This window comes from Pseudochrobactrum lubricantis, assembly GCF_041929865.1.
Taxonomy (GTDB): Bacteria; Pseudomonadota; Alphaproteobacteria; order Rhizobiales; family Rhizobiaceae; genus Pseudochrobactrum; species Pseudochrobactrum saccharolyticum.
On the sequence record NZ_JBHEEE010000003.1, the window covers coordinates 92,707 to 116,109 of the forward strand.

Here is a 23,403-nt window from a genome sequence, read left to right on the forward strand (position 1 = left end):
ATGCATAAAGAAATTCCGGCGAAATCAGATTTCGCCGGAATATTGTTTTTCAAATCTGAAAATGATTTTACGGGATCAGTATCGTTGTACCGGTGGTTTTGCGCGCTTCGAGATCACGCTGTGCCTGTGCGGCATCCCGCAATGCATAGGTCTGATTGACATTGATTTTGACTGCACCGCTGGCAACCACATCAAACAGCGCCTGCGCCGCACGTTCCAGCTCTTCCCTTGTAGCAATATAAGAGCCCAGCGTCGGGCGGGTTGCATAAAGCGAACCATATTGATTGAGCAGTGCCAGCTCAAATGGCGGCACCGGCCCCGATGCATTGCCATAGCTCACGAACAAGCCACGTGGTTGCAGAACTTGCAGTGATGCCGGGAACGTATCTTTGCCAACACTGTCATAGACCACCGGCAGGCCTTTGCCGCCGGTAATTTCCTTCACCTTCTCGACGAAATTATCTTCACGGTAATTGATAACATGGTCATAGCCGAGTGACAGTGCGAGATCGATTTTCTCCTGCGATCCGGCAGTACCGATGACTGTTGCACCAAGATGCTTCGCCCACTGTCCGGCAATCTGTCCGACGCCGCCGGCGGCAGCATGGATCAGGATCGTATCGCCCTTCTGCACCTTATAGGTCAGATTAATCAGATAATAGGCTGTCATGCCTTTCAGCATCATGGATGCGGCAAGGCGCAAATCCATATTATCCGGCACTTTAACCAGACGATCCGCAGCAATCAGCCGTTCATCCGCATAAGAACCCATAGCACCTGTATAGGCCACACGGTCACCGACCTTCACATTCGTCACGCCTTCACCGACAGCAACGACTGTGCCTGCGCCCTCCTGCCCCGGAATGAAAGGCAGTTGCGGCGCCTTATAAAGACCGGTACGGAAATAGACATCGATAAAATTCAATCCGACCGCTTCGTGGCGGATACGTGCCTCGCCTGCTTTAGGCTGCCCAAGTTCGACCTGTTCATATTTCAGAACATCGGCACCACCGGTTTCACGGATCAGAATTGCATTTATCATTGTCAGAATTCCCTGTTATTTCGCAGCAGTTTTAAGACCAAGATTAGGCAGGAATTGCATCACGATACCGATGCAGTAGAGATAAATACCGGTGACGGAAATACCGATGCGCACCCAGAGCGGTGCATCCATCTGATAGAAAATACCCGCCACACCGAAAACGCACCACAGCAGAAACACTGTGAGATTGAGCGGACGCAAACGCACCACGCGCACCGGATGCAGAAAATTCAGCGGCATGAAAGACAGGATCGCCGAGACAACAACAACCGCAAAAGCTGTCCATTCACCCGGACCGACGATGAACAGGGTGAAGACCACCATATTCCAGACCACGGGGAAACCCTTGAAGAAGTTTTCTTTGGTCTTCATGCCGGTATCAGCATAATAAATCGCACTGCTGATAACGATGATCGCACCGGACAGGAACGACAGGCCGTGTCCCATGAAGCCGCTCTGATAGAGTGCAAATGCAGGGATCAGCACATAAGTGACATAATCGATGATATTATCGAGAAGCTCGCCCGACCAGTTCGGCAGCACATATTTCACTTCCAGCTTGCGGGCTATCGGCCCGTCAATACCATCGACGAAAAGTGCCAGCCCGAGCCAGAGAAACATTGCCGTCCAGTTTTCTTCACTGGCAGCAACCAGTGACAGAAAGGCCAGAAAGGAGCCGGAAGCCGTTAACAGGTGAACAGAAAAAGCCCTGACCTGAGGCAGAGTGACTTTTTTAGCTTTCAGTTTGTCTGTCAGTTTCGCTTTCAAGATCTTTGCCGATTCTGTTACAAAAAATTAATGAATTATCAGTCCTGACAGCTTTTGTCGAAAAACACCAAAAGTGCAAGAAAAGCTGACTTGAAAAACAGACAAAATGTCGCTCATCCAAAGAAGTTACCTGCTATTCGTGACTATCTCCGCTTTAAGCATATGTTTTTAGTGTCGTAACGGCGACTTATGGCCTAAAAGAATGAGCAGGCAAATCTGCTTATGGTTTTTAAAAATTAGCAGGATATTCCGGTGATTTGACTGTTTGATTGTCAAAATCCGGATAACAAAGAGGTGCATTATGTCAGGCTCCGTTCATTCATCAGAGTTCACTTCGGCGCGCATTCTTGTGAGCGGCAGCGGCCCTGCGGGAATGATTGCGGCACTGGCGATGGCGCAGGCGGGCTATGATATTCTGCTTGCGGGTCCGGTAAGCGATCAGGATGACCGGCGCACCACAGCACTGATGATGCCTGCTATTGAATATCTCGACAGTCTCGGCGTTTGGCAGACGATCCGTCCGGATACAGCCGCCCTCGCCTCCATGCGTATTGTTGACGGCACCCGCAGACTGATCCGAAGCCCTGCAGTGACATTCCGCGCTTCAGAAATCGGCACAGAAGCTTTCGGCTATAATATTCCCAATCTGGTGCTGAACCGGGCGCTGCATGAAGCTGTAACCGCGCATCCGCGCATTGCCCGTAATTTCAGCAATGCCACCGCCTATCAGCATAATACAGACAGTATTTCTGTCACTTTCAGCGACGGACAGGTTGTGACCACTCCACTGGTCGTGGCCGCTGACGGCCGCAATAGTCTGGCACGGGATGCAGCCGGCATTCAAACCCGCCGCTGGCGCTATCCGCAAACGGCAGTTGTGTGCTCGTTCAGCCATAAAGTTCCGCATCAGAATATTTCGACCGAATTCCACACCGAGGACGGCCCTTTCACGCAGGTGCCGCTGCCCGGCAATCGCTCCAGTCTCGTCTGGGTTGCCAATCCGCGCTATGCTGAAAAACTGATGGCGCTCGACAGCGAACAGCTCGCCCGTGAGATTGAAACAAAAATGCAATCCATGCTCGGGCAAATTACGGTCGACACCAAACAGCAGGCATGGCCGCTTTCCGGTCTGGTACCGCTGAAATTTGCAGCCAAGCGTACCATTCTGATCGGCGAAGCAGCGCATGTTTTCCCGCCAATCGGTGCACAAGGCCTGAACCTCGGCACCCGTGATGTGGAAACACTGATCTCCGCTTTGAGCAAAGATAAGCAGGATGCCGGTTCTGATCGCGTGATCCGCGCCTATGATAGCGGTCGCCGCCCTGACATTCTGGCACGTACCGGCTCGGTCGATGTTCTGAACCGCACGCTGTTGTCAGACTTCCTGCCAGCACAGATCATTCGCGGCACCGGACTGGAAATCCTGCGTGTTGTACCGCCGCTGCGTGCTTTTTTCATGCGTGAGGGGCTGCGTCCCGGTGGCGGCTTCAAAGCCCTGCTGCCGTCGTTCTCCGCAGCAAATAAGAAGACGACACTGCCAACTGTCACGCCACATCACGACGGATCACAATGAGTGCTTTTGAAGTAAAATATGCACGTTTCCAGATCGGACAGGTGGTGCGTCACCGCCTGTTACCGTTCCGCGGTATCATTTTCGATGTTGATCCGGAATTCGCCAATACGGAAGAATGGTACATGTCCATTCCCGAAGCCTCACGTCCGAAACGTGAGCAGCCGTTTTATCATGTGCTGGCGGAGAATGAGGAAACGGATTACGTGGCCTATGTTTCCGAGCAAAATCTGGAAGAAGATGAAAGCGGTGAACCGCTGCGCCACCCGCAAATCGGTGACTATTTCGACATCGACAGTCAGGGCGAATATCGCTTTAAAGCTGCACCATTGAATTAAAGTCCGCTTAAAAGCGGTGAGCGCCATTGTTCAAACCGCTCTTTGAGGTGATTGAGCTGCAGACTATCTGGCAGGATGACATCCATTCCGCCGTCATAAACATAAAATAGCTGCGCTTTTTGATTTACAAACAAAATGCCTGATATTTTCCCATGAAGAATGAGAGAAAATAACTCGTCAAATGCGCCGCTTTTCCAATGATCTTGTTTATAGAGAAAACGGGATTTGCACTTATCTCCATCATTGTCAAAATATGTTTTTATACCTGAACTTTTAAAACCCATCCTGAGAAAGCTTAAAGTTTTACTGGTTGCAGATTTTTCAATGTCAGTATCAGACACCAACCAAAGTGGTTCATTATCAGTGAAAATTGCAGAGGCAATGCTGTTAAATCGCTCTAAAACCTCCTGCTGCTCAGCAACATTAGAAGGATAGCGCTTTCCTTCAGGCAATGCGTAAAAGCGTACCCATTGCTGCCGTTTTTCTTCCCGCAGAAGATACATCAAAGGCAGCGAGCCTGAGTATATACTATTCCAGAATTGTGAAAACGGGGTGCTGCGCATGGATACCTGCTTTAAACAACAAACAAAAAGGCCGGATTGCTCCGGCCTTTTTTATATCGATTATGCGCGGCGAAGATCCGGCGGTGTTGCCTCTTCGCGCAATGAGCTCAGTGCTTCATCCAGCGACATTGGTGTCTGGTCGCGGGAGCCGAGACGACGTACATTCACTGTACGCTCTTCTGCTTCACGCTTACCAAGCACCAGAATAACCGGCACTTTCTGCAGCGAGTGCTCACGCACCTTGTAGTTGATCTTCTCGTTGCGGAAGTCAGTTGTCACCTGCAAGCCTGCTTTTTTGAACAAGTTAGCAACTTCCTGACCATATTCATCCGCTTCCGAAGTGATCGTTGCCACAACAACCTGAATTGGTGCGAACCACAGCGGCATATGACCGGCAAAGTTCTCGATCAGAATACCGAGGAAACGCTCCATCGAGCCACAGATAGCGCGGTGAATCATAACCGGCTGCTGCTTCTCGGAATTGTTGTCGATATAGAATGCACCGAAGCGTTCCGGCAGGTTGAAGTCAACCTGCGTTGTACCGCACTGCCATTCACGACCGATCGCGTCTTTCAGCGTATATTCGAACTTAGGTCCGTAGAACGCACCCTCACCTGGCAGAATGCCGGTTTTGATGCGGCCGCCGGAATTGGCTTCAATTGTCTTGAGCACTTCGCCCATAACGCTTTCCGCACGATCCCACAGCGCATCATCACCCACGCGCTTTTCAGGACGTGTGGAGAGCTTGACGGTGATCTGATCAAAACCGAAATCGGCATAAGTCGAGAGGATCAGGTCGTTAATGCGCAGGCATTCATCAGCCATCTGTTCATCTGTACAGAAGATGTGCGCATCATCCTGCGTAAAGCCGCGAACGCGCATCAGGCCATGCAGTGCACCGGATGGCTCATAACGGTGCACATTACCGAATTCCGCCATTTTGATCGGCAGATCGCGATAGGATTTCAAACCATGTTTGAAAATCTGCACATGACCCGGGCAGTTCATCGGCTTTAGCGCGAAAACGCGGTCATCTTCAGTGTCATCACCGGCAGTGGTGACCTTGAACATGTTGTCTTTATACCAGCCCCAGTGACCGGATGTTTCCCAAAGGGATTTATCCAGCACCTGCGGTGCGTTGACTTCCTGATAGCCATGATCGTCGAGACGGCGGCGCATATAGCTGACAAGGCTCTGGAACATGCGCCAGCCCTTGGAATGCCAGAACACAACGCCCGGACCTTCTTCCTGAAAATGGAACAGATCCATTTCACGGCCAAGGCGGCGATGATCGCGCTTTTCAGCTTCTTCCAGCATTGTCAGATATTGCTGCAGATCAGCATCATTCGCGAAGGCTGTACCGTAAATACGGGTCAGCATCGGATTGTTGCTGTCACCGCGCCAATAAGCACCGGCAACTTTCATCAGCTTGAACGCATTGCCGATCTGACCTGTGGAGGCCATATGCGGACCACGGCAAAGATCGAACCAGTCGCCCTGATAATAGATCTTCAGATCCTGACCTTCAGGGATCGCGTCAATCAGCTCAACCTTATAGGATTCACCCTTATCAGAGAAAACCTGCTTGGCTTTTTCGCGTGTCCAGACTTCGCGTGTGAACGACTTGTTGCGGGCAATGATTTCACGCATTTTCTTCTCGATAACCGGCAGGTCATCGGGCGTGAAAGGCTCATTGCGGGCGAAGTCATAATAGAAGCCGTTTTCGATAACCGGTCCGATTGTGACCTGCGTGCCAGGGAAAAGCTCCTGCACAGCCTCAGCCAGAACGTGGGCGCAGTCGTGGCGGATCAGCTCCAGCGCGCGCGGATCTTCACGGGTGAGAATCTCGACTTTGCCTGATGCGCCAAGCGGCTCGGACAAATCACGCACGGTGCCGTCAACCGCATAGGCGACAGACTTCTTGGCCAGTGATTTGGAGATGGATTCGGCAAGCGCCAGACCGGTCATGGCCGGATCATATTCGCGCTGTGAGCCGTCGGGAAATTCGAGAGTAATAAGATCAGACATTGTCATCCTCATCCAGTCCCGCCAACGATTGCGGGTGGTTATTTAGAGCAAAATAAAAGCTTTCCGGCTCCTGCAAAACGAAGTGCAGATGCGACCGGCAGCGTCTCTATAATCAATCTAAACGGGGAAATAAACCTTTACCCCGTAAAAGCTTAGTCATTATCGGGTTTTGCAGCCGAAATGTGCCAATAACGCCACGGAAAATACCATTTATAGCACGGCTCCAGCGCTTCCGGCACGCGATCTATGCCGCAGGTGCCGAGCGGCCCGCAACGCATAACACGAAACAAGCCCATCCAGCCGCCGGTCCACAAACCGTAACGGGCAATAGCCTCATAGGCATATTCGGAACAGGTTGGCATATGGCGGCAGGAATTACCGATAAAACCCGATAAAGTCAGCTGATAAAGCCGTACAAGCCCTGTTCCCAACAAACGATCCGGTGTCTTGCGCCATGCGCCCTGATAGTTACGGCTGTATTTTTTGCGGGGTTTGGTTTCAGGCTGCGGGCACATATCGCTTACACGGCAGCTTTTGCGGCAATCTGATCCAGACAGTCAACAACAGCGTCAAATGTTAGCAAAGTGGATGCATGACGGGCTTTATAGTCACGCACCGGCTCGAAAAAACGCAAATCTTCAAAACGCCCTTCAGGTGGTGCGCCGTTGTCTTTCAGCATTGCAGTCATTTGCGCCTGCAATTCACGCAGTTCAGCTTCTGTTGAGCCGATAATATGGCGTGCCATCACCGAGGAGGTCGCCTGCCCCAAAGCACAAGCCTTTACCTCATGCGCGAAATCTACGACAATGCCATCTCTGACTTTGAGATCGACAATCACTGTAGAACCACAAAGTTTTGAATGTGCCTTAGCTGTTGCATCCGGCGACTGAAGACGACCAATATGTGGAATGTTACCGGCAAATTCGAGAATCCGGGCATTATACATATCATTGATCATCCGGTTTCTCCTTCAGCATGTTCCGGCGCATTGCCGGACATGATTGTATAAGTGGCTATATAAATATTTCATTTCAAGCCGCTATAGAGAATAGCACAACCGAAATACGACATAAATCGGCTGTCTTTGCTCTTTTAATATCTTCGACATACTTTATATAGGACAGGCATTTGCCTTTTGCGGATATTTCCGCGACAGTCAATGCAAACAGGCAGAGCAGGCCTTTGGCTGTATTCTGCAAAACGCCAGATAACTGCCCCGACATAAATGCCAAGCCTTCAGCGGTACAGCTAAGATTACCGCCTGAGCAAGCTTCGTAACAGTGTCCGTTTAACTCGTCTCTCCACAGAGAGAGACTACGGGAGCTCGATATGAACAAGCACATTTCCGATTCACAGACCAGCAATGTTGCACGCCCGACAAAGGCTGAAGCAGAGGCCGCTGTAAAAACATTGCTGCTCTGGATGGGAGAAGATCCGTCGCGCGAAGGGTTGCTTGAAACCCCGAAACGCGTGGCAAAAGCCTATAAAGAACTGTTTTCCGGCTATCATCAGTCTCCGGAAGAAGAACTCGGCACTGTTTTTGAAGAAGTTGCCGGCTACAAAGACATGGTTCTCATCAAAGACATCAAGTTCTTCTCGCATTGCGAACATCATATGGTGCCGATTATCGGCAAGGCACATATCGGCTATCTGCCGAATGGTTCTGTTGTCGGCCTGTCGAAAATTGCACGTGTTGTTGATATGTTTGCCCATCGCCTGCAAACACAGGAAAGCATGACTGCGCAGATTGCTCACAGCATTCAGAATATTCTCAAACCCCTCGGCGTTGCTGTATTGATTGAAGCGGAACATATGTGCATGGCTATGCGCGGTATTCGCAAACAGGGATCAACCACATTGACGACCACCTTTACAGGCGCTTTTGAACAGGATGTTGCCAATCAGGTTCGGTTCATGACCATGCTGCGGAGCGGTTCATGACCGAATTGCCTGCCGATTTCCCTGCACAGACCGACAAGCACAGCACCGAAGAAGGTGCTGTCTTTGCGCCCCGCTTTGACAGTTCAGGTCTGATAACCGCAGTTGTGACAAGTGCGGATGACGGCGAATTGCTGATGGTTGCGCATATGAACAGCGAAGCTTTGCGGCTGACACTGGAAACCGGCATTGCCCATTACTGGTCGCGGTCACGCAAGTCGCTTTGGAAGAAAGGCGAAACCTCCGGCAATCTGCAGACTGTTATTGAGATGCGCACAGACTGCGATCAGGATGCCCTGTGGCTCAAGGTCAGAGTTGCCGGTAATGGCCCGACATGCCACACAGATCGTCACTCCTGCTTTTATCGCACGGTAGACATTTCAGGCAACAACGTCATTTTACATAAATAAATCAAACTATTAGTTTTATTGTTTGATACGAAACACAAAAGCCCTGCGTAATATTAATTACGCAGGGCTTTTTGTCTGGAGGACGGTTCTTTCGCCAAATATCAAATCCGGCGAAAGAAATCTTGAAGACATGAGAGGCGTCCTTCACCTCCCGTCAGATTATCAGAACTTGTAGTTTACACCAACGCGCACAGTGTGGAAGTTGGTTTTAACTTTGGATACATCTGCACCGTCGCTGAACTTAACTTTGCCCAGATCAGTGTAGAGATATTCTGTCTTCAGAGTTACGTTGTCAGTGAAGGCGTGTTCTACACCGGCACCGGCAGTCCAGCCAGCGCGGGTCTTGGAAGCGCTTTCAGACACATCCTGAGCAGCATCATAACCTTCGATCTTCACTTTACCGTAAGCAAGACCGGCTGTACCGTAGAGCATGGTGCGTTCAGCAATGTCTGCCCCCAGACGACCGCGAACAGTACCGAACCACTGGACTTTACCTTTTACAGTGCCTTCGTAAGCGCCGGCTGCATCATAGAAATCAACCGATTTCTTCATGGTCGAGCCCTGGAAGTCAGCTTCGATACCGGCAACAACCTGATCGAACTGCCAGTTGTAACCAGCCTGCACACCACCAACAAAGCCACGTGGCTTGATGCTGACGCCGTCTTCTTTCATTTTACCAAAACCGTAACCGGCATTGGCACCAACATAACCGCCTTCCCAGCTGAAGGTATTCACTTCAACGGCTGGTGCAGGTTCGTTGTAAACGATAGCGTCTGCAGCCATTGCAGTGCCGGAGAACAGAACAGCTGCGGAAGCAGCGAGGATGACTTTATTAAACATGGGAGAACCTCAAAAATCTTTCTTGATCTTGTTTTACACCAACCGGACAAAAATGCTGTAACAATATTGCAACACGTATATTCAGAAGAACTTATGGTTACTATTGCGTTAATTTGAAAAATCAAAGTAAACACAAATAAACTTCAATATAATTACTTAATTGACAATTAATAATAATTAAAATTACATTAAATTTACATAATTCATATTATTTTGTGCGTTTTCTGCAATTTATAACTGCATAAATTGCCTTGCACAGCCATCGCATGAAAGCCATAGTCTGAATATACTTGTTCCTGTATTCTGGTTGCAAACACAGGTATATTCGGGAGATATTGCATGCTTTCATGGGTACCGCGCCGCCGCACAACTGCTGCTGCCAATGCACCGGCTCAGGCGGAAATTCCCAAACCTGTTATTCTTAAAACACCCCAGCCAATTGCTCTTGCTTTAGGCGGCGGTTCGGCACGCGGATGGGCACATATCGGCGTATTACGCGCACTGAATGAAGCCAATATCAAAATATCTATGATTGCAGGCACCTCAATAGGGGCACTTGTGGGCGGCTGCTATCTGGCAGGAAAACTAGATGAGCTGGAAGAGTTTGCACGCTCCCTTACACGCAGACGCATGTTCAGCCTGATGGATATTACATTTCGTGGCAGCGGATTATTCGGAGGCATGAAACTGGATCGCAAATTGCACCAGCATCTCGACGGATTGAATATTGATGACTTGCCCTGTCCTTATGTGGCTGTGGCTACTGAATTACGCACGGGTCACGAAATCTGGCTCTCCACCGGCTCACTTATAATGGCAATGCGCGCCTCTTATGCATTGCCGGGCGTTTTTGAACCGATCCGTTACGACCACCGGCTGCTTGTGGACGGTGCATTGGTCAATCCGGTTCCCGTTTCCGTATGCCGCGCCTATGAGCAGCAATTGGTTCTGGCCGTCAATCTCAACTATGACCAGTTCGGCCGCGCAGCCGTTGTAAAATATACCAGCCCTGCACGCGCCGGACAGGAGGATACCATCAACCCTGCTCAGGCAGGGGTAATAAGCCATGAATCACGCTTGGGCATAACCGGCGTCATGATGGACGCTTTCAATATTATACAGGACAGAATCTCGCGCGCCCGTATGGCCGGCGATCCGCCGGACATCGCTTTGATGCCAAGCATCGGCCATATCGGCCTGACCGAGTTTCACCGCGCGGCTGAAACTATTGATATTGGCTATCAGGAAACCCGTAAACAGCTGGAAAATATTGAAAGACTGCAACGCGTAATCTTTTGAATCAAAAATTCCGGCTCAAAAGACGAATCTTTTCAGTTTTTTGACAGTTTGATTCCGGAAAATATGGCGAACTAACTACCCAGTGAAGAAAATAGCCCCGCTTCATCCTATTGAAGGGATTATAAAAACGCGGTTTTGCGGGAGAAAAACGGGCTTCTGTGAATTACTTTTAAAAAAATGCAATGAAACGAATAATTTGGCTTGTCACTGCAATAGTGATTTGCTACATCGCCCTCACCGAAGCAATTCGGTTTCTACCACACAGTGCGGTCGTGGCGGAATTGGTAGACGCGCAGCGTTGAGGTCGCTGTGGGGCAACCCGTGGAAGTTCGAGTCTTCTCGACCGCACCATTTGGCTTTTATTGCCCCTTATATTTCAATAACATAACAGTTTCAGCACTTCTCAGGTACACATTCGAGTACACAGGAAGTACACAATGGGTTTGTCGCTGAAATACGTAGTCCTGACAAATGCTGGCACTTGGCATTATCGCCGTAGGGTTCCTAAAGCAGCCCAGACAGCCTTCCCTCAAAGTGAATTCAAAAGACTACTTGGTGACACTCGACGTGAAGCTCTACGTAATTGGTCGCATGTCCATGCTGAGTTTGAACGCCTGACCAGCAGTGACAAACACCCACCTAAAGAATCATTCGCAAACGAGCATCCCTCAAGCCCTGACACTGCGCCATTTGAGCAGCGCATTACTTCGCCTTACCGAGACCACACCTCCGCAGAGCAAGCCCCAAAGCCTCCACTCAAGGGCATTGCAACAGAGCGCTACAAGCCGATATTAGCGGATGCTAAGCAGCTATACCTGCAAGAGCGGATTATCGGGGATATAAACGAGCACCATAAAACTGCCCGTTTAGAGCGCGTTATGACTCATCTTCACGCTATCATTAAGCCTGACTGCCCACTCTCGCAGATCACACGTAAAGATGCCCGTGAAGTGCGTGACAGAATGCTCACAGAGCTCAACATGACTCCGATAACAGTGAAACGCTACCTGTGCGATGTAAGCGCTATGGTGAACCTTGGTCTCAGGGAGTTCGATATACGGGGAGCAATAAACCCGTTTCTCAATCTGCCAATCAAGATTGATACAGTAGCCAGAGAGGAGAGAGACCCACTTCCTGCCGAGGTCTTAACAGCCATGCAGGAGCGTCTTTCTACTCATGCAGCACCCGACATATGGAACATATGGCAAATGGTCGAAGGTACGGGCTGCCGCCTTGGTGAAGTGACCGGCCTACTCAAATCAGATGTTCATACAGAAAATCAAATTCCCTACATTGATTTGATATTCCATAACCACAGACGACTCAAGACAAACGGCTCAATTCGTAGAGTGCCGCTTGTAGGAAGTGCATTGAAAGCAGCTCAAAACGCCCTGAGGGACTCCACAGGTAGCGTCTTTCTATTCCCTCGCTATGGTCGTGTGCGCGGAGCTGATAGCGCCTCAGCAGCCCTCATGAAGCACCTAAGAGCTGTTTCTGACAATCCAAAACACACCGTCCATTCACTCCGTCACGGCATGGAGGACAAGCTAACACGAGCTGGCGTGTCGGAGTTTGATAGAAACCTTGTTCTCGGACATTCAAGCGGTGGTATGAGTGAGCGTTATGGTGGTGCAGAGGTACGGCTCGAGATGGCATATAAGGCATTAATTAGTGTAAATGGTAAATGACTAAATCAACCTAGATGATCATGCTATCTGAACGTACAACAATTATTCTTTAAACGAATAAGGAAAACACGCTGTGAAGCTGCTTATTCAGCACCTGACTAAACTTTACCGTCTTCTAGATATACAACACCAAAAAGATGGGTCGATATACATCTCACTTGACCGACATGTACAAGAGCCAACTAGTAGACTCGTGAAAAAGGCAAATGAAACAGTTTACACTCCTGCTCCTGCTCCCAAAAGCTCAAGAAAACTATCCTATCACACTACAGGCAGGGTAAATTATCACGGTTTGGTATCATCACCACCATCCTACTTTGAACCCTTGGTTGATATCACCGTAGCTAATACCGTGCTCGCAATCTCCATCCCATCTTGCACGCTACTCGACATATACGAAGGGGGCATGGATAGCGAAACAGCAAATTACATAATTCCAATCAACCATGAAAATCGCTTTACATTCGCCGTAACATTCACCCCTACTGGTTTCTCGGAGCTAGGAGGAGTTCGTTTCGATTTTCGAGATTTTTCGCTTTGGCTGCATCCTATACTGCACGATCTATCCCCTCCAACTCCTCTGCACTTTGTTTACGCTGCTCCGCAGCAACTCTTTACAAGTCAGCGCATCGGAAAGAACGAAGCAGAGTTAGCGTACGTTCAAGGCCATGGAAACTCTGAAATTATTATCGATGGCCCCAATCAGTCAGGCCATTATACAATGTATTTTGCTGTTGTAATGCGAGTTGCGCCAAACGTTCGAGTAGAACTCACCAATCCAAATCATCGCTTTGAATTACGGGACAACACAAAGCCCCACAGATTAACTTTTAGCATTAGGGGAAAAAGCGATTTAATTCGAGAAACCAACCTCCGCCCATTCATACAATCAATCGAGCTTGATGCAGAGTTTTGAGCCACATAATAGCTAATATCAATGATATATAGCCGTTGCGGTATCTAATAAATATCCGAAATGAGATTAAATCGTTCGACCAACACCTAAAAAATTAAATGGCTGATATTTAGGTAGCTTGATCTATTATCATTAGGGTCGATGCAAAGTTAAAACCGCTTGATAATCGTTTTAAAACATCTAAATTATAATAACACTTGATAACCCTATTACTGCCATTTAGAAGTCACTTAAGAAAATTTACTTAATGAAGGCTTTGAAGAACAATGAAAATTAGAACCATCTTAATGGCAGTAGCTGCCGTTGCTTTTACTTCATCAGCAATGGCTGACACATATACACGCGGATACACGCGCAGCAATGGAACATATGTAGCACCGCATTATCGAACAAGCCCTGATCGAAATACATACAATAACTATTCTACGCGTGGGAACGTCAATCCCTACACAGGCCAGAGAGGAACTGTATCGCCTTCTTATCGTCCCCGTAACAACTATAACTCATATAGCTATGGAAGCCGTAGCACTACCCGCAGCAATAGTTATGGCGGTTATAACTCAGGTAGACGCAGTTACGGGTCTCGTTACTGAGACAGTACTAACAGAGAAATAAATTGTATGGGCGGCTATGGTTACGAAAACGCATAATCACCCCATAACAATCACAGCCCCCACATTGCCAAGGCTTTATCTGCCGCTGCTGACTCACCCTCAATGCGGTAGATAGTCTGGTGTAAGGCTAGTCTCCATTAGGCCACTATGGCGGAGATCTTAAAATCAGATAATTAGCAACCTTATGCTCTTAATCTTTTTAAACACCCTACCCAATACGACGATATCGGTCATTTTGCTTAGCACTACAAATGTCCCAAATTTATCATGGCCGCTTTTTCAATACCATCTAAATCTGACATAAAAATGTGAGACACCGAACTCAACAGTCAATGCTTAGAGGCTTCCCCCCGCTGCCTTCTCGAGCACACACAGCGCCCCTCATTGGCGTTGTCGGGCAACATCAGCAGCTTCGCACTTAGCGTAGTCCTGCGCCTCCTCAGCCAGCCTAGCCGCCTTACGTGCTGCTTCAAATGACTCATCAACATAGTCTTGAAGCTTCCTGACATAGTTATCTACGTCATTCTTATAGCTAGTGATCTCCCACTCCTCACACGTATGAGTACCGCTATAAGAGTACGACGATAGACAATACGGAACACTTGGTTTTTGAAAGCTGCTTGGCGTATCGGGAAAGCTGACACTGCCATAGGGAGCGGAGCAATAAGCAAAAGCCTGAACAGGTGTAAAAGCTGCCACTACAGCTACCAGCATAATCTTCATTGGTTTTCCTCTCCCTGACTACATTCATAATTCTCTATCCATTGTTCAGCGTATTGCAATCAGATTGAGATCGCTACGAAGTCTCAAAAGTAAACTTTATAGACAATCCGATTGACCTGTCTCAAAACAGTCTCTAAATACTCTTAGAGATACGGAGACACTCATGATTGTTGCCTATGCCCGTGTCAGCTCCCTTGGACAAGACCACAGCAGCCAGATTGACCGCTTGCAAGCAGCAGGGGCTGAGAAGATATTCAGTGAGAAGCAATCAGGCTTAGATAAAGACAGGCCAGAACTATCGGCAGCTCTGGAGTTCGTGCGTGACGGTGACACCCTCATCATAACGAAGCTAGACCGCCTTGCTCGCTCTGCCGCGCACCTACATCAAATACTTGAACTGCTAGACAAGAAAGGTGTCGGCTTCAAAGTGCTAGACGATAGCGCCCTTGATACCACCACCCGAACAGGAAAGCTCATGTTTGGTATTCTTGCTTCTATGGCAGAGTTTGAGACCGCACTACGTAAGGAGCGCCAGCTAGAGGGCATAGCCAGAGCCAAGGCAAGGGGGGAAACTGGAGGTCGACCGAAGACAGTTGATGAGGCTGCAATACAAGCCTTGAAAGCGGCAGGAAAGACAGTACCTGAGATTATGAAGGTCACGAATGTCAGTCGTGCCGCTGTTTATAGAGCGCTGCAAAGCTCTACAGGAGCAGTGTAATGGCTTTATTCATAACAGCATGGATACTCATTGCGGGTTATTTTATATGGACGAAAATGCTTCCATAATCACAGCATGTCCGACCTAGCAACACTCGATCTCATTCCAAAACGGAATCAAGCGATTCTGATTACGCATTGGATCACAAGAATCCTCAATGGTAGCTTTAGGCAACCTTCAAGCTAATGAGGATTACTAATGTCGAACACCACAACCGCCAATGTTGAAAACCCGCGAAATAGCATTATGCGTGTACGTGAGGCACTTGCTACCAGCATAAAGAACAGTCCACCAAAGAAACGTATGACGCACATATGGCATCTCTACCAAGCCTTAGAATTTTTGAATGAAGCCATATTTGATATGGTCGAAGGCAAGAATGGTTGGCCTATGACTAATGGAAAGGCATTTCAATGGAGCCTTTTGCAACAAAGAGAGGCGATAGCACACCTATCCAGTGAAGACCGTCTAGAAATTTTATCTGGCGTCGATGCCTTAAGAAAACACCTCATCAAGCTTGAAAAGCAAGACCGAAAACTAATTAAGCAATTACCAGCAACAGAGACGCAAAAAGTAGATAAGCCACAGAGCTAAAGCTCTCACATAGACACGACAATCAAGACAAGCCAAAAGAGGCCACGGATGGGTGCAAAACGCTGCATATGACTCATTTTAGAGGAATGAGCATATATAGAAAATTGATTACCCCCTATCTTCGATAGTTTATTACACAGTCCCTTTTGTGTCTGAGAGTCTGTTTATTCCGTCTGTACGAATATAAGTGACACAATTAACACCCCAAAGACCACCATTAATCGCCTCGCTTGGTTCATCCTTGCGGGGCTTTTTCATATCCACGAAAGGCGCTTATGAAACCACCTAGGCCAAACACAAAACAGCACCAGAACCGAACTCCTCTGCCCTTTATAGACGGCTTTGGAAATGATGTTCTCAAAGTCCCGCTAGACAATCGAAATGAGAACTACGCGCTTGTAAATGCCATTGATTACAAGCGTTTGATTGATATGGGCGTGTCACCAGTATGGTGCATGAATAGTGACGGAAAAGGTCGCTTTTACGTTCGTGCGAGATTGCACCAGAACGGCAGTGCAACCCTCGTACAAATCGCTCGAATGATACTAAACGCGCAACCTCGACAAGTTGTCAGTTACATCAGCGCAAACAGATTAGACCTTCGCGCCAACAATTTACGCCTCAACCAGATCACAAATAAAATCCGGACATATAATGAAACTACTCTCAAATACTAAATGCGTACATCCAGTACTCGGTGAAATCCGCGATGCAGAAGGAAAATGGCACACAGGAGTATTAACTTATACAGCTATGGCTCGCCTTGTAGGTACGACAACGCAAGACCTCATTCGACGCTGTTTAAAGCTTGGTATTGTAGAATACAAAGGGGAACGCCATCGCCTCACAAGAATGGCAAGACAAAAATGCTATGGCAGAACTTACAAACAGCCTCAGCATGACAGAACGGGGGCTATGCTGTGTATTGACGTAATCTTGCCTGAAGGCATGGTTAAAATTGTGACCAACCTTGAAGCCACCAATCCGGATGAAACTGATGTATGCCGATTACTGAAAAAAGGTTATAGTCAATCTAGAATTGCTTCCCTGTTAGGATGCAGTCAGCAAGCTGTTAGCAAAAAAATTAAAAGTAGACACCCTCATCTAACAAACTGGCCTATTCTTGGCTCTTGGGAATGAGATTATTCCTCTTCGTTTCACAACCATTGCGTCACCTCCTCATTAATAAAAAGCGACCTAAAAAGCCTACAAATACAGGGTTTCGTCACAACCTTTCCGCTATTATATATAGAAGACCCTTTTGTTATACCCTTAACAGGCCAACCTTAGACATACTTTCATATGAGATAGGTCGTAGGTTCTTCCCATTAAGCCCCTTGTTTCCTGTCTTTCTCAATACATTCCAAATGCTATTCATGTTGAATGGTCACTGGAACAAGCTCTGAGAATACCCTGAAAGCAAGTGTTTATAGTGCAGTATCATACTACGCACTCCTTAATCAGCATTGCTAAATGTAGGTCTTTAGGTCGTCCGTAGTCGGTACGGCACATTCTAAGCCATCACGAAACACCCCACAAAACCACCCTATTATCACCGCCGTGCATATGACTTTGCGCGTTTGCGGTTGCTTTATGCTGCCCTTGAAAGGAGCAACAATATGTCCACCAACGAAATCACACATATTATTATCTACATTGGTAGCTCCTACCTAGGCAATCTAGGTTCCGGAGCTTACGCAGCAACTATCGAACGATGGAATAAAGACCGGCCACCCCTAATTGATAAAGTATCAGATATTAGCAACACTATGACGTCCTGCAATCAAATGGGGATGTCTGCCGCAATTGAAGCACTGCGCCATCTGCGAGAAAAGCATACCGGTAGTTTGAACGTACCAATCACCCTAGTTTGCAATAGCAAATATGTGATTGATGGCATGAATAAATGGCTAAAACGCTGGAAGAACAACGGTTGGAAAACTACCAGCAAAACCCAGGTTGAGAATTATAAATTATGGCTACAACTTGACGAAACCTCCACAGGATTGTCCCTGTCATGGAAATGGGAGCAAGGCCATAAGGTTAATCAGGCAAAGAAAGCTGCTCATGCACTCGCTAAAAAAGAACTCGATAAGTTCCGTGATACGTAACCTATGCAATCTCCCCTTCAAGTGCCCTGCATGATTTTCCGTGCGGGGTTCTTCTCCTCCCCCATTCAGAAACAACCTATAATAAAGTCAAAAATCCCTATGAATAATTTAAAACTTCTTAAGAATGATATTTCTTAAAATTATCAATTGCTCTTTTGTATAGAAATGAATTTGCCCACCGAGACAGTGATTATTATTGTCGCAATATGTCAAACGAACTCTAGGTTTTCCGTCAAAAAACTCTTTCCCATCAGCTAATCTTATAAAAAATGTGCGATGAGTCCCCCGTTATCCGATTTCAAATCAGGCAAATTAATAACATTACTATCGCCTTTCCCCGCCTCTTCTACATACCCCTCCCACTTATGTATTAAATCATCAAAAAAATTAATATATTCAGTTTTATTCGTATTATCGAATGTAATTGGTCTCAGCTTTTGCCATGAAATATCAAGCTCTAATTTTTCATTTTTTATAATAACGGAAACGTCTTGTTCGGTAATTTTAGTGTCTTCGCTAATCGATAATGCTCGAAGACCTGTGCCAGCTAATGCAAAATCATTTTCTGGCGAAAATATAGCTAATGACAAGCAGAGCACCATAAACACATAATTTTGTTTTTTAATAAAGGATATAGCCAATCCCATACCGACCTCTGCTTAGTACTACATCTACAGATTATAGTTACCGATCTGCAAGCCTTGATGTAGGGAACACAGCAAAACAAGCAGAACTATGAAAAACCTTAATATAAACTCAAAAACTATTTACATGAATGAACATTATTTTCAATAAATAGAAATTTCACTATACAATAACGAAATTACTGGATGTTATAGGAGTATGTATTGAACAACGATGAATTCAAACAGCTCAGATTATTTTTAATAGATCTGACTGAGCTCTATTCCCTCCTAAAACCGATTGGTATTTTTAGTCATCAAGCAGCATTGGATTTCATTGCATCACATTAAGAAGAAGATCAAATTTTTGAACATTTCCTCACTGGGCTGATTAAGCAATCCATGTTCTTTCCTACCAACCCTAACAAATGGGTAAGAATGGCAAAACTTTGCAACTATGACCATCCCGCCATTATAGACGCTGCTTGGTTATTACAGAGGGTGGGCCAATGAATGATTGGTATATTTACCCTAAGCTGCTGAAATAGCTACACAATAACGCACCTAGCCCGTATCCGATTACCCTAGCCGAGATCGACTATTTCTTGATTTTGAAGCTCCACAGGGTGAGTGTGACCGGTCTCTCTAAGCAATTTAACAAACAATCTTTGAGACTTCTGCATTGTTGCACAAACCAATGCTTGAACCTGTTTTTTACGACTGCTTCGATCTTATTTCACTGCTGCTGCGCGGCTACACTCAGCTAGCACAACTTCTTTTAATCAGACTATTTCTTAAAAAAGCTACTGCCCCCTCTGAAAATACACCCTTGCCCTGCAAGATCATCATAGCTTTCAGAACGAACTCGTCTTCGCCCATCTCACCAGACACGACCTTCTCTTCGCCCATGATGTAAGCACCATCTTTGCGGATAGCTGGAAGGACTGTTCCTGTGACCCAATCTTGGAAAGGCCGCGCCTGAGGTTTGTCTGACCACATTACGAGCTTGTAGAAACCGCTTTCAGATACCGTTTGATTAGGCTCATTACCGCCCTGTGGGGTCTTAATAAATGAGCCCCCCCTGTTCAGCTACATTAAGCATTTTCATGCGGTATGTTCTGGAGCCTTTAGGATATTCAAGCGTATCCAAAACGTCTGCCGCCACGAACCAAGGTTGGTCTTCAATGGTGACTACGCGAATTTCATTGCTGTTGAAGTTGAAGGTTGTGAGGGCGTTTGATTACCTCTTGGCGTTCCCTATAAGTGCTGCTAATGGTTCAATCAGAGGTACACATTTTGCACCACACGAGGTACACAGTGGCCGACTTCTAACTATTTACCTTTGAATGGCTTGTCTGCGCTTTTCTCTTAGCTGACATTCAAGACGACCAAAGAGTACAACACAAAGACTGAAAAACAATCATTCGAGTGTCACCTTAAGGAAACTCTGAAACCGTTTGAAATTATTGAATATAAGACCCTTGTCAGTGTAATAGTGGTTTGCTAAACAGCGCTCACCGAAGCAGTTCGGTTTCTACCACACAGTGCGGTCGTGGCGGAATTGGTAGACGCGCAGCGTTGAGGTCGCTGTGGGGCAACCCGTGGAAGTTCGAGTCTTCTCGACCGCACCATTCTCTCCTTACAATCAGGAAGAAAAAGCTAACAATAGCAACGATCTATTGAAGCTTATTAAATGCGTTTCCCCTCTATCCTCTATCCTCTATTCTAAAACACCTATTGATTTTACTTCCTAATTTGAAACAAGCCCCTCACCTTGTCAGATTAGTTGAGATGGCCTTTTTTATAAAAAAACATACCTGAGCCCTCCTCTGCATATGCATGAGTGCTAAGCCTCTTCGATAGTTGCCAATAAGCAGATCGTTGACACCGTCGCTGATACAGGCCTGCGACAGCAGCCTTTATGGGCAAAATGACTCGCTTTACCGAAGCACTAGTGATCGATAAGGTGCGGCACAATTTCACCATCCGCATATTTTATGACTTGATTATCACTATTGCACTTTAAGCTAAGGAAGTCCCTTTGAGCACCCGCAACTCACTGACACCTTCAATGGAAGAGAAATACTCCGACATCAAAGCACAAAATGAGCGCAGGATGATGCTTGCGATCAAGGAATCTCTCAGTGATGCCTATGTACAAACGGCGAATGAATTAAAAGCAGCCGGAATCGACGAAGATGCACCGCCACAGGATTATTATATCGCCTTAGCGCATCAGCAGTTATTCGCACTTCTGTGTGGCGCTGATCCTGAAACATTTGAGGGCGGAGACCCACAAATTGCAGAATTCGTGATTAAAAATGCTCAAAATATTCGTGAGCATTATTGGCTAAAGGATACAGAGTAAAGCCTGCACAACACCCGTGTCCCATTGCTGCAGTTTCGTCATTTACACAGCAACATGGCGATAGTGATGTTGCTCTTGCCATTACGACATCTGATGCGCACAGAGTAGAGCCTTTTCAAATAAAAGCGGTCAATTTGCCATCTGGATTTTTTGAGCTGTAATCTCTACCTGAATGCCATCATGACAGAAAATTCCCCTGCACAGAGTCGCCCCGCGACAAACCGTAATGATCTATCTGCACGTTTTCAGGCTGCTGACGGCTCTCCGCCTGTTGAATGGCTGCTTGCCGATGGCCTCACAGCCTATCCGGATGCTGAAGCATTTATGGAAGCCCGCGTCGCAGCCATTCGTGACGGTACAGCTAATGAGCTGGTCTGGCTTGTGGAACACCCGCCGCTTTATACTGCAGGCACCAGTGCCCGCGAAGAAGACCTGCTCTCACCTGATCGTTTTCCGGTTTACAAGACGGGGCGCGGCGGTGAGTTTACCTATCATGGCCCGGGGCAACGCGTGGCCTATGTCATGCTGGATCTGAAACGGCGCCGCGAAGATATTCGTGCCTTTGTGGCTGCACTTGAAGAATGGATTATCCGCACGCTTGACAGCTTTAATGTCAAAGGTGAGCGCCGCGAAGACCGCGTGGGTGTCTGGGTTATGCGCCCTGAAAAACCTCGCCTCGCCGATGGCTCAATGGCTGAAGACAAGATTGCTGCAATCGGTATTCGTTTGCGTCGCTGGGTCAGCTTTCACGGCATTTCCATCAATGTAGAACCGCAGCTTGAAAATTTCGGCGGTATTGTTCCCTGCGGCATTGCCGAACATGGTGTGACCAGCCTTGTCGATCTGGGATTACCCGTTTCGATGGATGATCTGGATGTGGCGTTGAAGCAAAGTTTCAATGATGTTTTTGGTGATGTGAAATAACAAAAACATCAAACAACATATTATTTTAAAATGATAAAGGCGGCTTTTGAACCGCCTTTCTTTTTCGCTCATGCGGAAAGCATTGCCTTCTCCGCTTCGGCACTGCGCTTTTGCTCGCGGATGAAAACATAAATACCGGAGCCGATAATAATGGCGATGCCGAACCACTTTGACAGGCTTGGGAAATCCCCGAAGAAGATCAGCCCAACGGTCACGGCCATAACGATTTCGACATATTGAAATGGCGCAAGAATAGATGCCGGTGCCAGCTGAAATGCCTGCACCACCAGCAAATGGCCGCTGGCTGCAAAGACGCCGATCATAATCAGCATGAACCACGGGAACAGCGAGGTAGGCAATACAAATTGCAGATCCGGAATAGCCGCGGCCTCACCGAAGATCATAACAGCAAGCCCCATGATACTGCCGCCGATACCGGCATAAAGCTGCATGACGACGGGACGCTCATTGAGGCCGAATTTACGGTTCAGCACCAGATAAACTGCAAACAGAAAAGCTGAAATCATCGGCAGAACCGATACCCAGCCAAACACGCTCCAGCTTGGCTGAATCACGATCACGGTTCCGAGCAGGCCAACCAGCACCGCACTGAGACGACGCCAGCCCACCTTCTCATTAAGAAAAATCATCGAAAGAACTGTGAGAATGAGCGGTTCAACAAAGAACACGGCCAGCGCATCGGCCAGCGGCATATATTTTACCGCCGTAAAAAAGCACAGGCTGCCGAGTGCAAGCAGGCAGCCACGAAACAGATTACCCCAGAGATGCTCTGTTTTAAGGCCAAGTCCGCGACTGAACAGGACAATTGCACCTAAACTAATCAGCCCCTGCACAAAGAAACGCATGAAACTGATGGTGGCAGGCGGAATATTCTCTTCCATTGCCAGCCATTTGCCGGTTGCATCCATAAGCGGCACAATAAGCATGGCACAGATCATCGTAATCATTCCGCGCACATGCGGCTGTAACCGGTCTTGCATTTTCATTCCCCTGCGGCAGAGCCGCCTTCATTTCATTCTCTGTTCTCATCACGGCTTATATGTTTAAGCAACCACTCTCTCCCGCCCCTTGTCTGATTGTGCCAAACCGTCACCATAAGGACACAGAGCCCGCTATGCTGTCGCGGATTGGTTGCGGCATGATTTGACAATTCCGATATAATTGTTCAAACAAAATAAATCTGCGGAAAAGTCAGGATTACCGGCATTTAAACAGGAACGTAAAGAGAACCTTTATCGCTTTAGCGATATAAACATGCCAAACTATCTGTGATTCGATTTTCCGTAATTCCGAAGCGGTTCTGGTTT

The 23,403-nt window shown here is 47.4% G+C and carries 22 protein-coding genes, 2 tRNA genes and 2 pseudogenes; 15 read left to right on the forward strand and 11 right to left on the reverse strand.

The window, feature by feature from the left end; genetic code table 11:
• Positions 1 to 67: 67 nt before the first annotated feature.
• Positions 68 to 1,042, reverse strand: a complete 975-nt coding sequence (locus tag JNC80_RS07580; protein ID WP_075655260.1) for a quinone oxidoreductase family protein — start codon at positions 1,040 to 1,042, stop codon at positions 68 to 70.
• Positions 1,043 to 1,057: 15 nt separating this feature from the next.
• Entirely contained in the window at positions 1,058 to 1,810 is a 753-nt protein-coding gene (pcsA, locus tag JNC80_RS07585; RefSeq protein ID WP_022712121.1) for a phosphatidylcholine synthase, read from the reverse strand.
• Between the two features lie 301 nt (positions 1,811 to 2,111).
• Here pcsA and JNC80_RS07590 point away from each other — a divergent pair, with 301 nt between their 5' ends.
• Together JNC80_RS07590 and hspQ are read left to right on the forward strand one after the other, a co-directional pair.
• The gene (locus tag JNC80_RS07590) at positions 2,112 to 3,383 is read left to right on the forward strand and encodes a UbiH/UbiF family hydroxylase (protein ID WP_376709962.1); all 1,272 of its coding nucleotides are present in this window, start codon (positions 2,112 to 2,114) and stop codon (positions 3,381 to 3,383) included.
• Positions 3,380 to 3,718, forward strand: coding sequence for a heat shock protein HspQ (gene hspQ, locus JNC80_RS07595; protein WP_022712123.1), 339 nt, complete (start codon positions 3,380 to 3,382; stop codon positions 3,716 to 3,718). The genes JNC80_RS07590 and hspQ overlap by 4 nt, the downstream gene beginning before the upstream one ends.
• On the opposite strand, the gene JNC80_RS07600 is transcribed toward hspQ, so the two are convergent.
• The 4 genes from JNC80_RS07600 to JNC80_RS07615 form a co-directional block, all read right to left on the reverse strand.
• A complete protein-coding gene (locus JNC80_RS07600) occupies positions 3,715 to 4,281 on the reverse strand; it encodes a DUF3885 domain-containing protein (protein WP_376709963.1) in 567 nt (188 codons plus the stop codon). The genes hspQ and JNC80_RS07600 overlap by 4 nt on opposite strands.
• A gap of 60 nt (positions 4,282 to 4,341) precedes the next feature.
• Entirely contained in the window at positions 4,342 to 6,309 is a 1,968-nt protein-coding gene (gene thrS / locus JNC80_RS07605; protein WP_075655266.1) for a threonine--tRNA ligase, read from the reverse strand.
• Positions 6,310 to 6,461: 152 nt separating this feature from the next.
• The gene (yidD, locus tag JNC80_RS07610; RefSeq protein ID WP_376709964.1) at positions 6,462 to 6,824 is read right to left on the reverse strand and encodes a membrane protein insertion efficiency factor YidD; all 363 of its coding nucleotides are present in this window, start codon (positions 6,822 to 6,824) and stop codon (positions 6,462 to 6,464) included.
• 5 nt (positions 6,825 to 6,829) lie between these two features.
• Complete coding sequence (locus tag JNC80_RS07615) at positions 6,830 to 7,267, reverse strand: iron-sulfur cluster assembly scaffold protein (RefSeq protein ID WP_075655270.1); 438 nt, start codon at positions 7,265 to 7,267, stop codon at positions 6,830 to 6,832.
• 371 nt (positions 7,268 to 7,638) lie between these two features.
• On the opposite strand from JNC80_RS07615, the gene folE reads away from it, so the two are divergent.
• Both folE and hisI read left to right on the forward strand, forming a co-directional pair.
• Positions 7,639 to 8,250, forward strand: coding sequence for a GTP cyclohydrolase I FolE (folE, locus tag JNC80_RS07620; protein ID WP_116088007.1), 612 nt, complete (start codon positions 7,639 to 7,641; stop codon positions 8,248 to 8,250).
• Positions 8,247 to 8,657 carry a phosphoribosyl-AMP cyclohydrolase gene (gene hisI, locus JNC80_RS07625; RefSeq protein WP_376709965.1) on the forward strand — a complete coding sequence of 137 codons (411 nt, stop codon included), beginning with the start codon at positions 8,247 to 8,249 and terminating at the stop codon, positions 8,655 to 8,657. Before folE ends, hisI begins: the two co-directional genes overlap by 4 nt.
• A gap of 162 nt (positions 8,658 to 8,819) precedes the next feature.
• Here the strand turns inward: hisI and JNC80_RS07630 are convergent, their stop codons facing one another.
• Complete coding sequence (locus tag JNC80_RS07630) at positions 8,820 to 9,497, reverse strand: outer membrane protein (RefSeq protein WP_022712291.1); 678 nt, start codon at positions 9,495 to 9,497, stop codon at positions 8,820 to 8,822.
• 339 nt (positions 9,498 to 9,836) lie between these two features.
• Here JNC80_RS07630 and JNC80_RS07635 point away from each other — a divergent pair.
• The 4 genes and pseudogenes from JNC80_RS07635 to JNC80_RS07650 all read left to right on the forward strand — a co-directional run.
• Positions 9,837 to 10,497 (forward strand): annotated as a pseudogene (locus JNC80_RS07635) (patatin-like phospholipase family protein); the annotation flags it as partial.
• 565 nt (positions 10,498 to 11,062) lie between these two features.
• Positions 11,063 to 11,147: transfer RNA gene (locus tag JNC80_RS07640), tRNA-Leu, on the forward strand.
• A 434-nt stretch (positions 11,148 to 11,581) separates the two neighbouring features.
• Positions 11,582 to 12,484: pseudogene (locus tag JNC80_RS07645) on the forward strand (tyrosine-type recombinase/integrase); the annotation flags it as partial.
• 73 nt (positions 12,485 to 12,557) lie between these two features.
• Positions 12,558 to 13,400, forward strand: coding sequence for a hypothetical protein (locus JNC80_RS07650; protein WP_376709966.1), 843 nt, complete (start codon positions 12,558 to 12,560; stop codon positions 13,398 to 13,400).
• Positions 13,401 to 14,395: 995 nt separating this feature from the next.
• On the opposite strand, the gene JNC80_RS07655 is transcribed toward JNC80_RS07650, so the two are convergent.
• The gene (locus JNC80_RS07655; RefSeq protein WP_376709967.1) at positions 14,396 to 14,737 is read right to left on the reverse strand and encodes a hypothetical protein; all 342 of its coding nucleotides are present in this window, start codon (positions 14,735 to 14,737) and stop codon (positions 14,396 to 14,398) included.
• A 163-nt stretch (positions 14,738 to 14,900) separates the two neighbouring features.
• On the opposite strand from JNC80_RS07655, the gene JNC80_RS07660 reads away from it, so the two are divergent.
• The 4 genes from JNC80_RS07660 (at position 14,901) to JNC80_RS07675 (ending at position 18,160) form a co-directional block, all read left to right on the forward strand.
• The gene (locus JNC80_RS07660) at positions 14,901 to 15,455 is read left to right on the forward strand and encodes a recombinase family protein (protein ID WP_376709968.1); all 555 of its coding nucleotides are present in this window, start codon (positions 14,901 to 14,903) and stop codon (positions 15,453 to 15,455) included.
• A 198-nt stretch (positions 15,456 to 15,653) separates the two neighbouring features.
• Complete coding sequence (locus tag JNC80_RS07665; protein WP_376709969.1) at positions 15,654 to 16,049, forward strand: hypothetical protein; 396 nt, start codon at positions 15,654 to 15,656, stop codon at positions 16,047 to 16,049.
• Positions 16,050 to 16,703: 654 nt separating this feature from the next.
• The gene (locus JNC80_RS07670; RefSeq protein WP_376709970.1) at positions 16,704 to 17,189 is read left to right on the forward strand and encodes a hypothetical protein; all 486 of its coding nucleotides are present in this window, start codon (positions 16,704 to 16,706) and stop codon (positions 17,187 to 17,189) included.
• A 479-nt stretch (positions 17,190 to 17,668) separates the two neighbouring features.
• Positions 17,669 to 18,160: an RNase H family protein gene (locus tag JNC80_RS07675; protein WP_376709971.1), complete on the forward strand. Its 492-nt coding sequence runs from the start codon at positions 17,669 to 17,671 to the stop codon at positions 18,158 to 18,160.
• A 260-nt stretch (positions 18,161 to 18,420) separates the two neighbouring features.
• Here JNC80_RS07675 and JNC80_RS07680 read toward each other — a convergent pair whose 3' ends face one another.
• Positions 18,421 to 18,807, reverse strand: coding sequence for a hypothetical protein (locus JNC80_RS07680; RefSeq protein WP_376709972.1), 387 nt, complete (start codon positions 18,805 to 18,807; stop codon positions 18,421 to 18,423).
• A gap of 735 nt (positions 18,808 to 19,542) precedes the next feature.
• A complete protein-coding gene (locus tag JNC80_RS07685) occupies positions 19,543 to 19,872 on the reverse strand; it encodes a BRO-N domain-containing protein (RefSeq protein WP_376710127.1) in 330 nt (109 codons plus the stop codon).
• A gap of 457 nt (positions 19,873 to 20,329) precedes the next feature.
• Between JNC80_RS07685 and JNC80_RS07690 the strand changes: the two genes are divergently transcribed.
• From JNC80_RS07690 to lipB, 3 genes are all read left to right on the forward strand, one after another.
• Positions 20,330 to 20,414: transfer RNA gene (locus JNC80_RS07690), tRNA-Leu, on the forward strand.
• 410 nt (positions 20,415 to 20,824) lie between these two features.
• On the forward strand, positions 20,825 to 21,151 hold the full coding sequence (locus tag JNC80_RS07695; protein WP_376709973.1) for a hypothetical protein: 327 nt from the start codon (positions 20,825 to 20,827) through the stop codon (positions 21,149 to 21,151).
• A gap of 180 nt (positions 21,152 to 21,331) precedes the next feature.
• Positions 21,332 to 22,075 carry a lipoyl(octanoyl) transferase LipB gene (gene lipB / locus JNC80_RS07700; protein WP_376709974.1) on the forward strand — a complete coding sequence of 248 codons (744 nt, stop codon included), beginning with the start codon at positions 21,332 to 21,334 and terminating at the stop codon, positions 22,073 to 22,075.
• Positions 22,076 to 22,143: 68 nt separating this feature from the next.
• On the opposite strand, the gene JNC80_RS07705 is transcribed toward lipB, so the two are convergent.
• A complete protein-coding gene (locus JNC80_RS07705) occupies positions 22,144 to 23,076 on the reverse strand; it encodes a DMT family transporter (protein ID WP_075655794.1) in 933 nt (310 codons plus the stop codon).
• Positions 23,077 to 23,403 lie beyond the last annotated feature (327 nt).

Coding starts and splice junctions, on each gene's coding strand:
- JNC80_RS07580 (WP_075655260.1), bottom strand. CDS start 1,042: ATGATAAATGCAATTCTGATCCGTGAAACCGGTGGTGCCGATGTTCTG.
- JNC80_RS07590 (WP_376709962.1), top strand. CDS start 2,112: ATGTCAGGCTCCGTTCATTCATCAGAGTTCACTTCGGCGCGCATTCTT.
- hspQ (WP_022712123.1), top strand. CDS start 3,380: ATGAGTGCTTTTGAAGTAAAATATGCACGTTTCCAGATCGGACAGGTG.
- JNC80_RS07600 (WP_376709963.1), bottom strand. CDS start 4,281: ATGCGCAGCACCCCGTTTTCACAATTCTGGAATAGTATATACTCAGGC.
- thrS (WP_075655266.1), bottom strand. CDS start 6,309: ATGTCTGATCTTATTACTCTCGAATTTCCCGACGGCTCACAGCGCGAA.
- yidD (WP_376709964.1), bottom strand. CDS start 6,824: ATGTGCCCGCAGCCTGAAACCAAACCCCGCAAAAAATACAGCCGTAAC.
- JNC80_RS07615 (WP_075655270.1), bottom strand. CDS start 7,267: ATGATCAATGATATGTATAATGCCCGGATTCTCGAATTTGCCGGTAAC.
- folE (WP_116088007.1), top strand. CDS start 7,639: ATGAACAAGCACATTTCCGATTCACAGACCAGCAATGTTGCACGCCCG.
- hisI (WP_376709965.1), top strand. CDS start 8,247: ATGACCGAATTGCCTGCCGATTTCCCTGCACAGACCGACAAGCACAGC.
- JNC80_RS07630 (WP_022712291.1), bottom strand. CDS start 9,497: ATGTTTAATAAAGTCATCCTCGCTGCTTCCGCAGCTGTTCTGTTCTCC.
- JNC80_RS07655 (WP_376709967.1), bottom strand. CDS start 14,737: ATGAAGATTATGCTGGTAGCTGTAGTGGCAGCTTTTACACCTGTTCAG.
- JNC80_RS07660 (WP_376709968.1), top strand. CDS start 14,901: ATGATTGTTGCCTATGCCCGTGTCAGCTCCCTTGGACAAGACCACAGC.
- JNC80_RS07665 (WP_376709969.1), top strand. CDS start 15,654: ATGTCGAACACCACAACCGCCAATGTTGAAAACCCGCGAAATAGCATT.
- JNC80_RS07670 (WP_376709970.1), top strand. CDS start 16,704: ATGAAACTACTCTCAAATACTAAATGCGTACATCCAGTACTCGGTGAA.
- JNC80_RS07675 (WP_376709971.1), top strand. CDS start 17,669: ATGTCCACCAACGAAATCACACATATTATTATCTACATTGGTAGCTCC.
- JNC80_RS07680 (WP_376709972.1), bottom strand. CDS start 18,807: ATGGGATTGGCTATATCCTTTATTAAAAAACAAAATTATGTGTTTATG.
- lipB (WP_376709974.1), top strand. CDS start 21,332: ATGACAGAAAATTCCCCTGCACAGAGTCGCCCCGCGACAAACCGTAAT.
- JNC80_RS07705 (WP_075655794.1), bottom strand. CDS start 23,076: ATGCAAGACCGGTTACAGCCGCATGTGCGCGGAATGATTACGATGATC.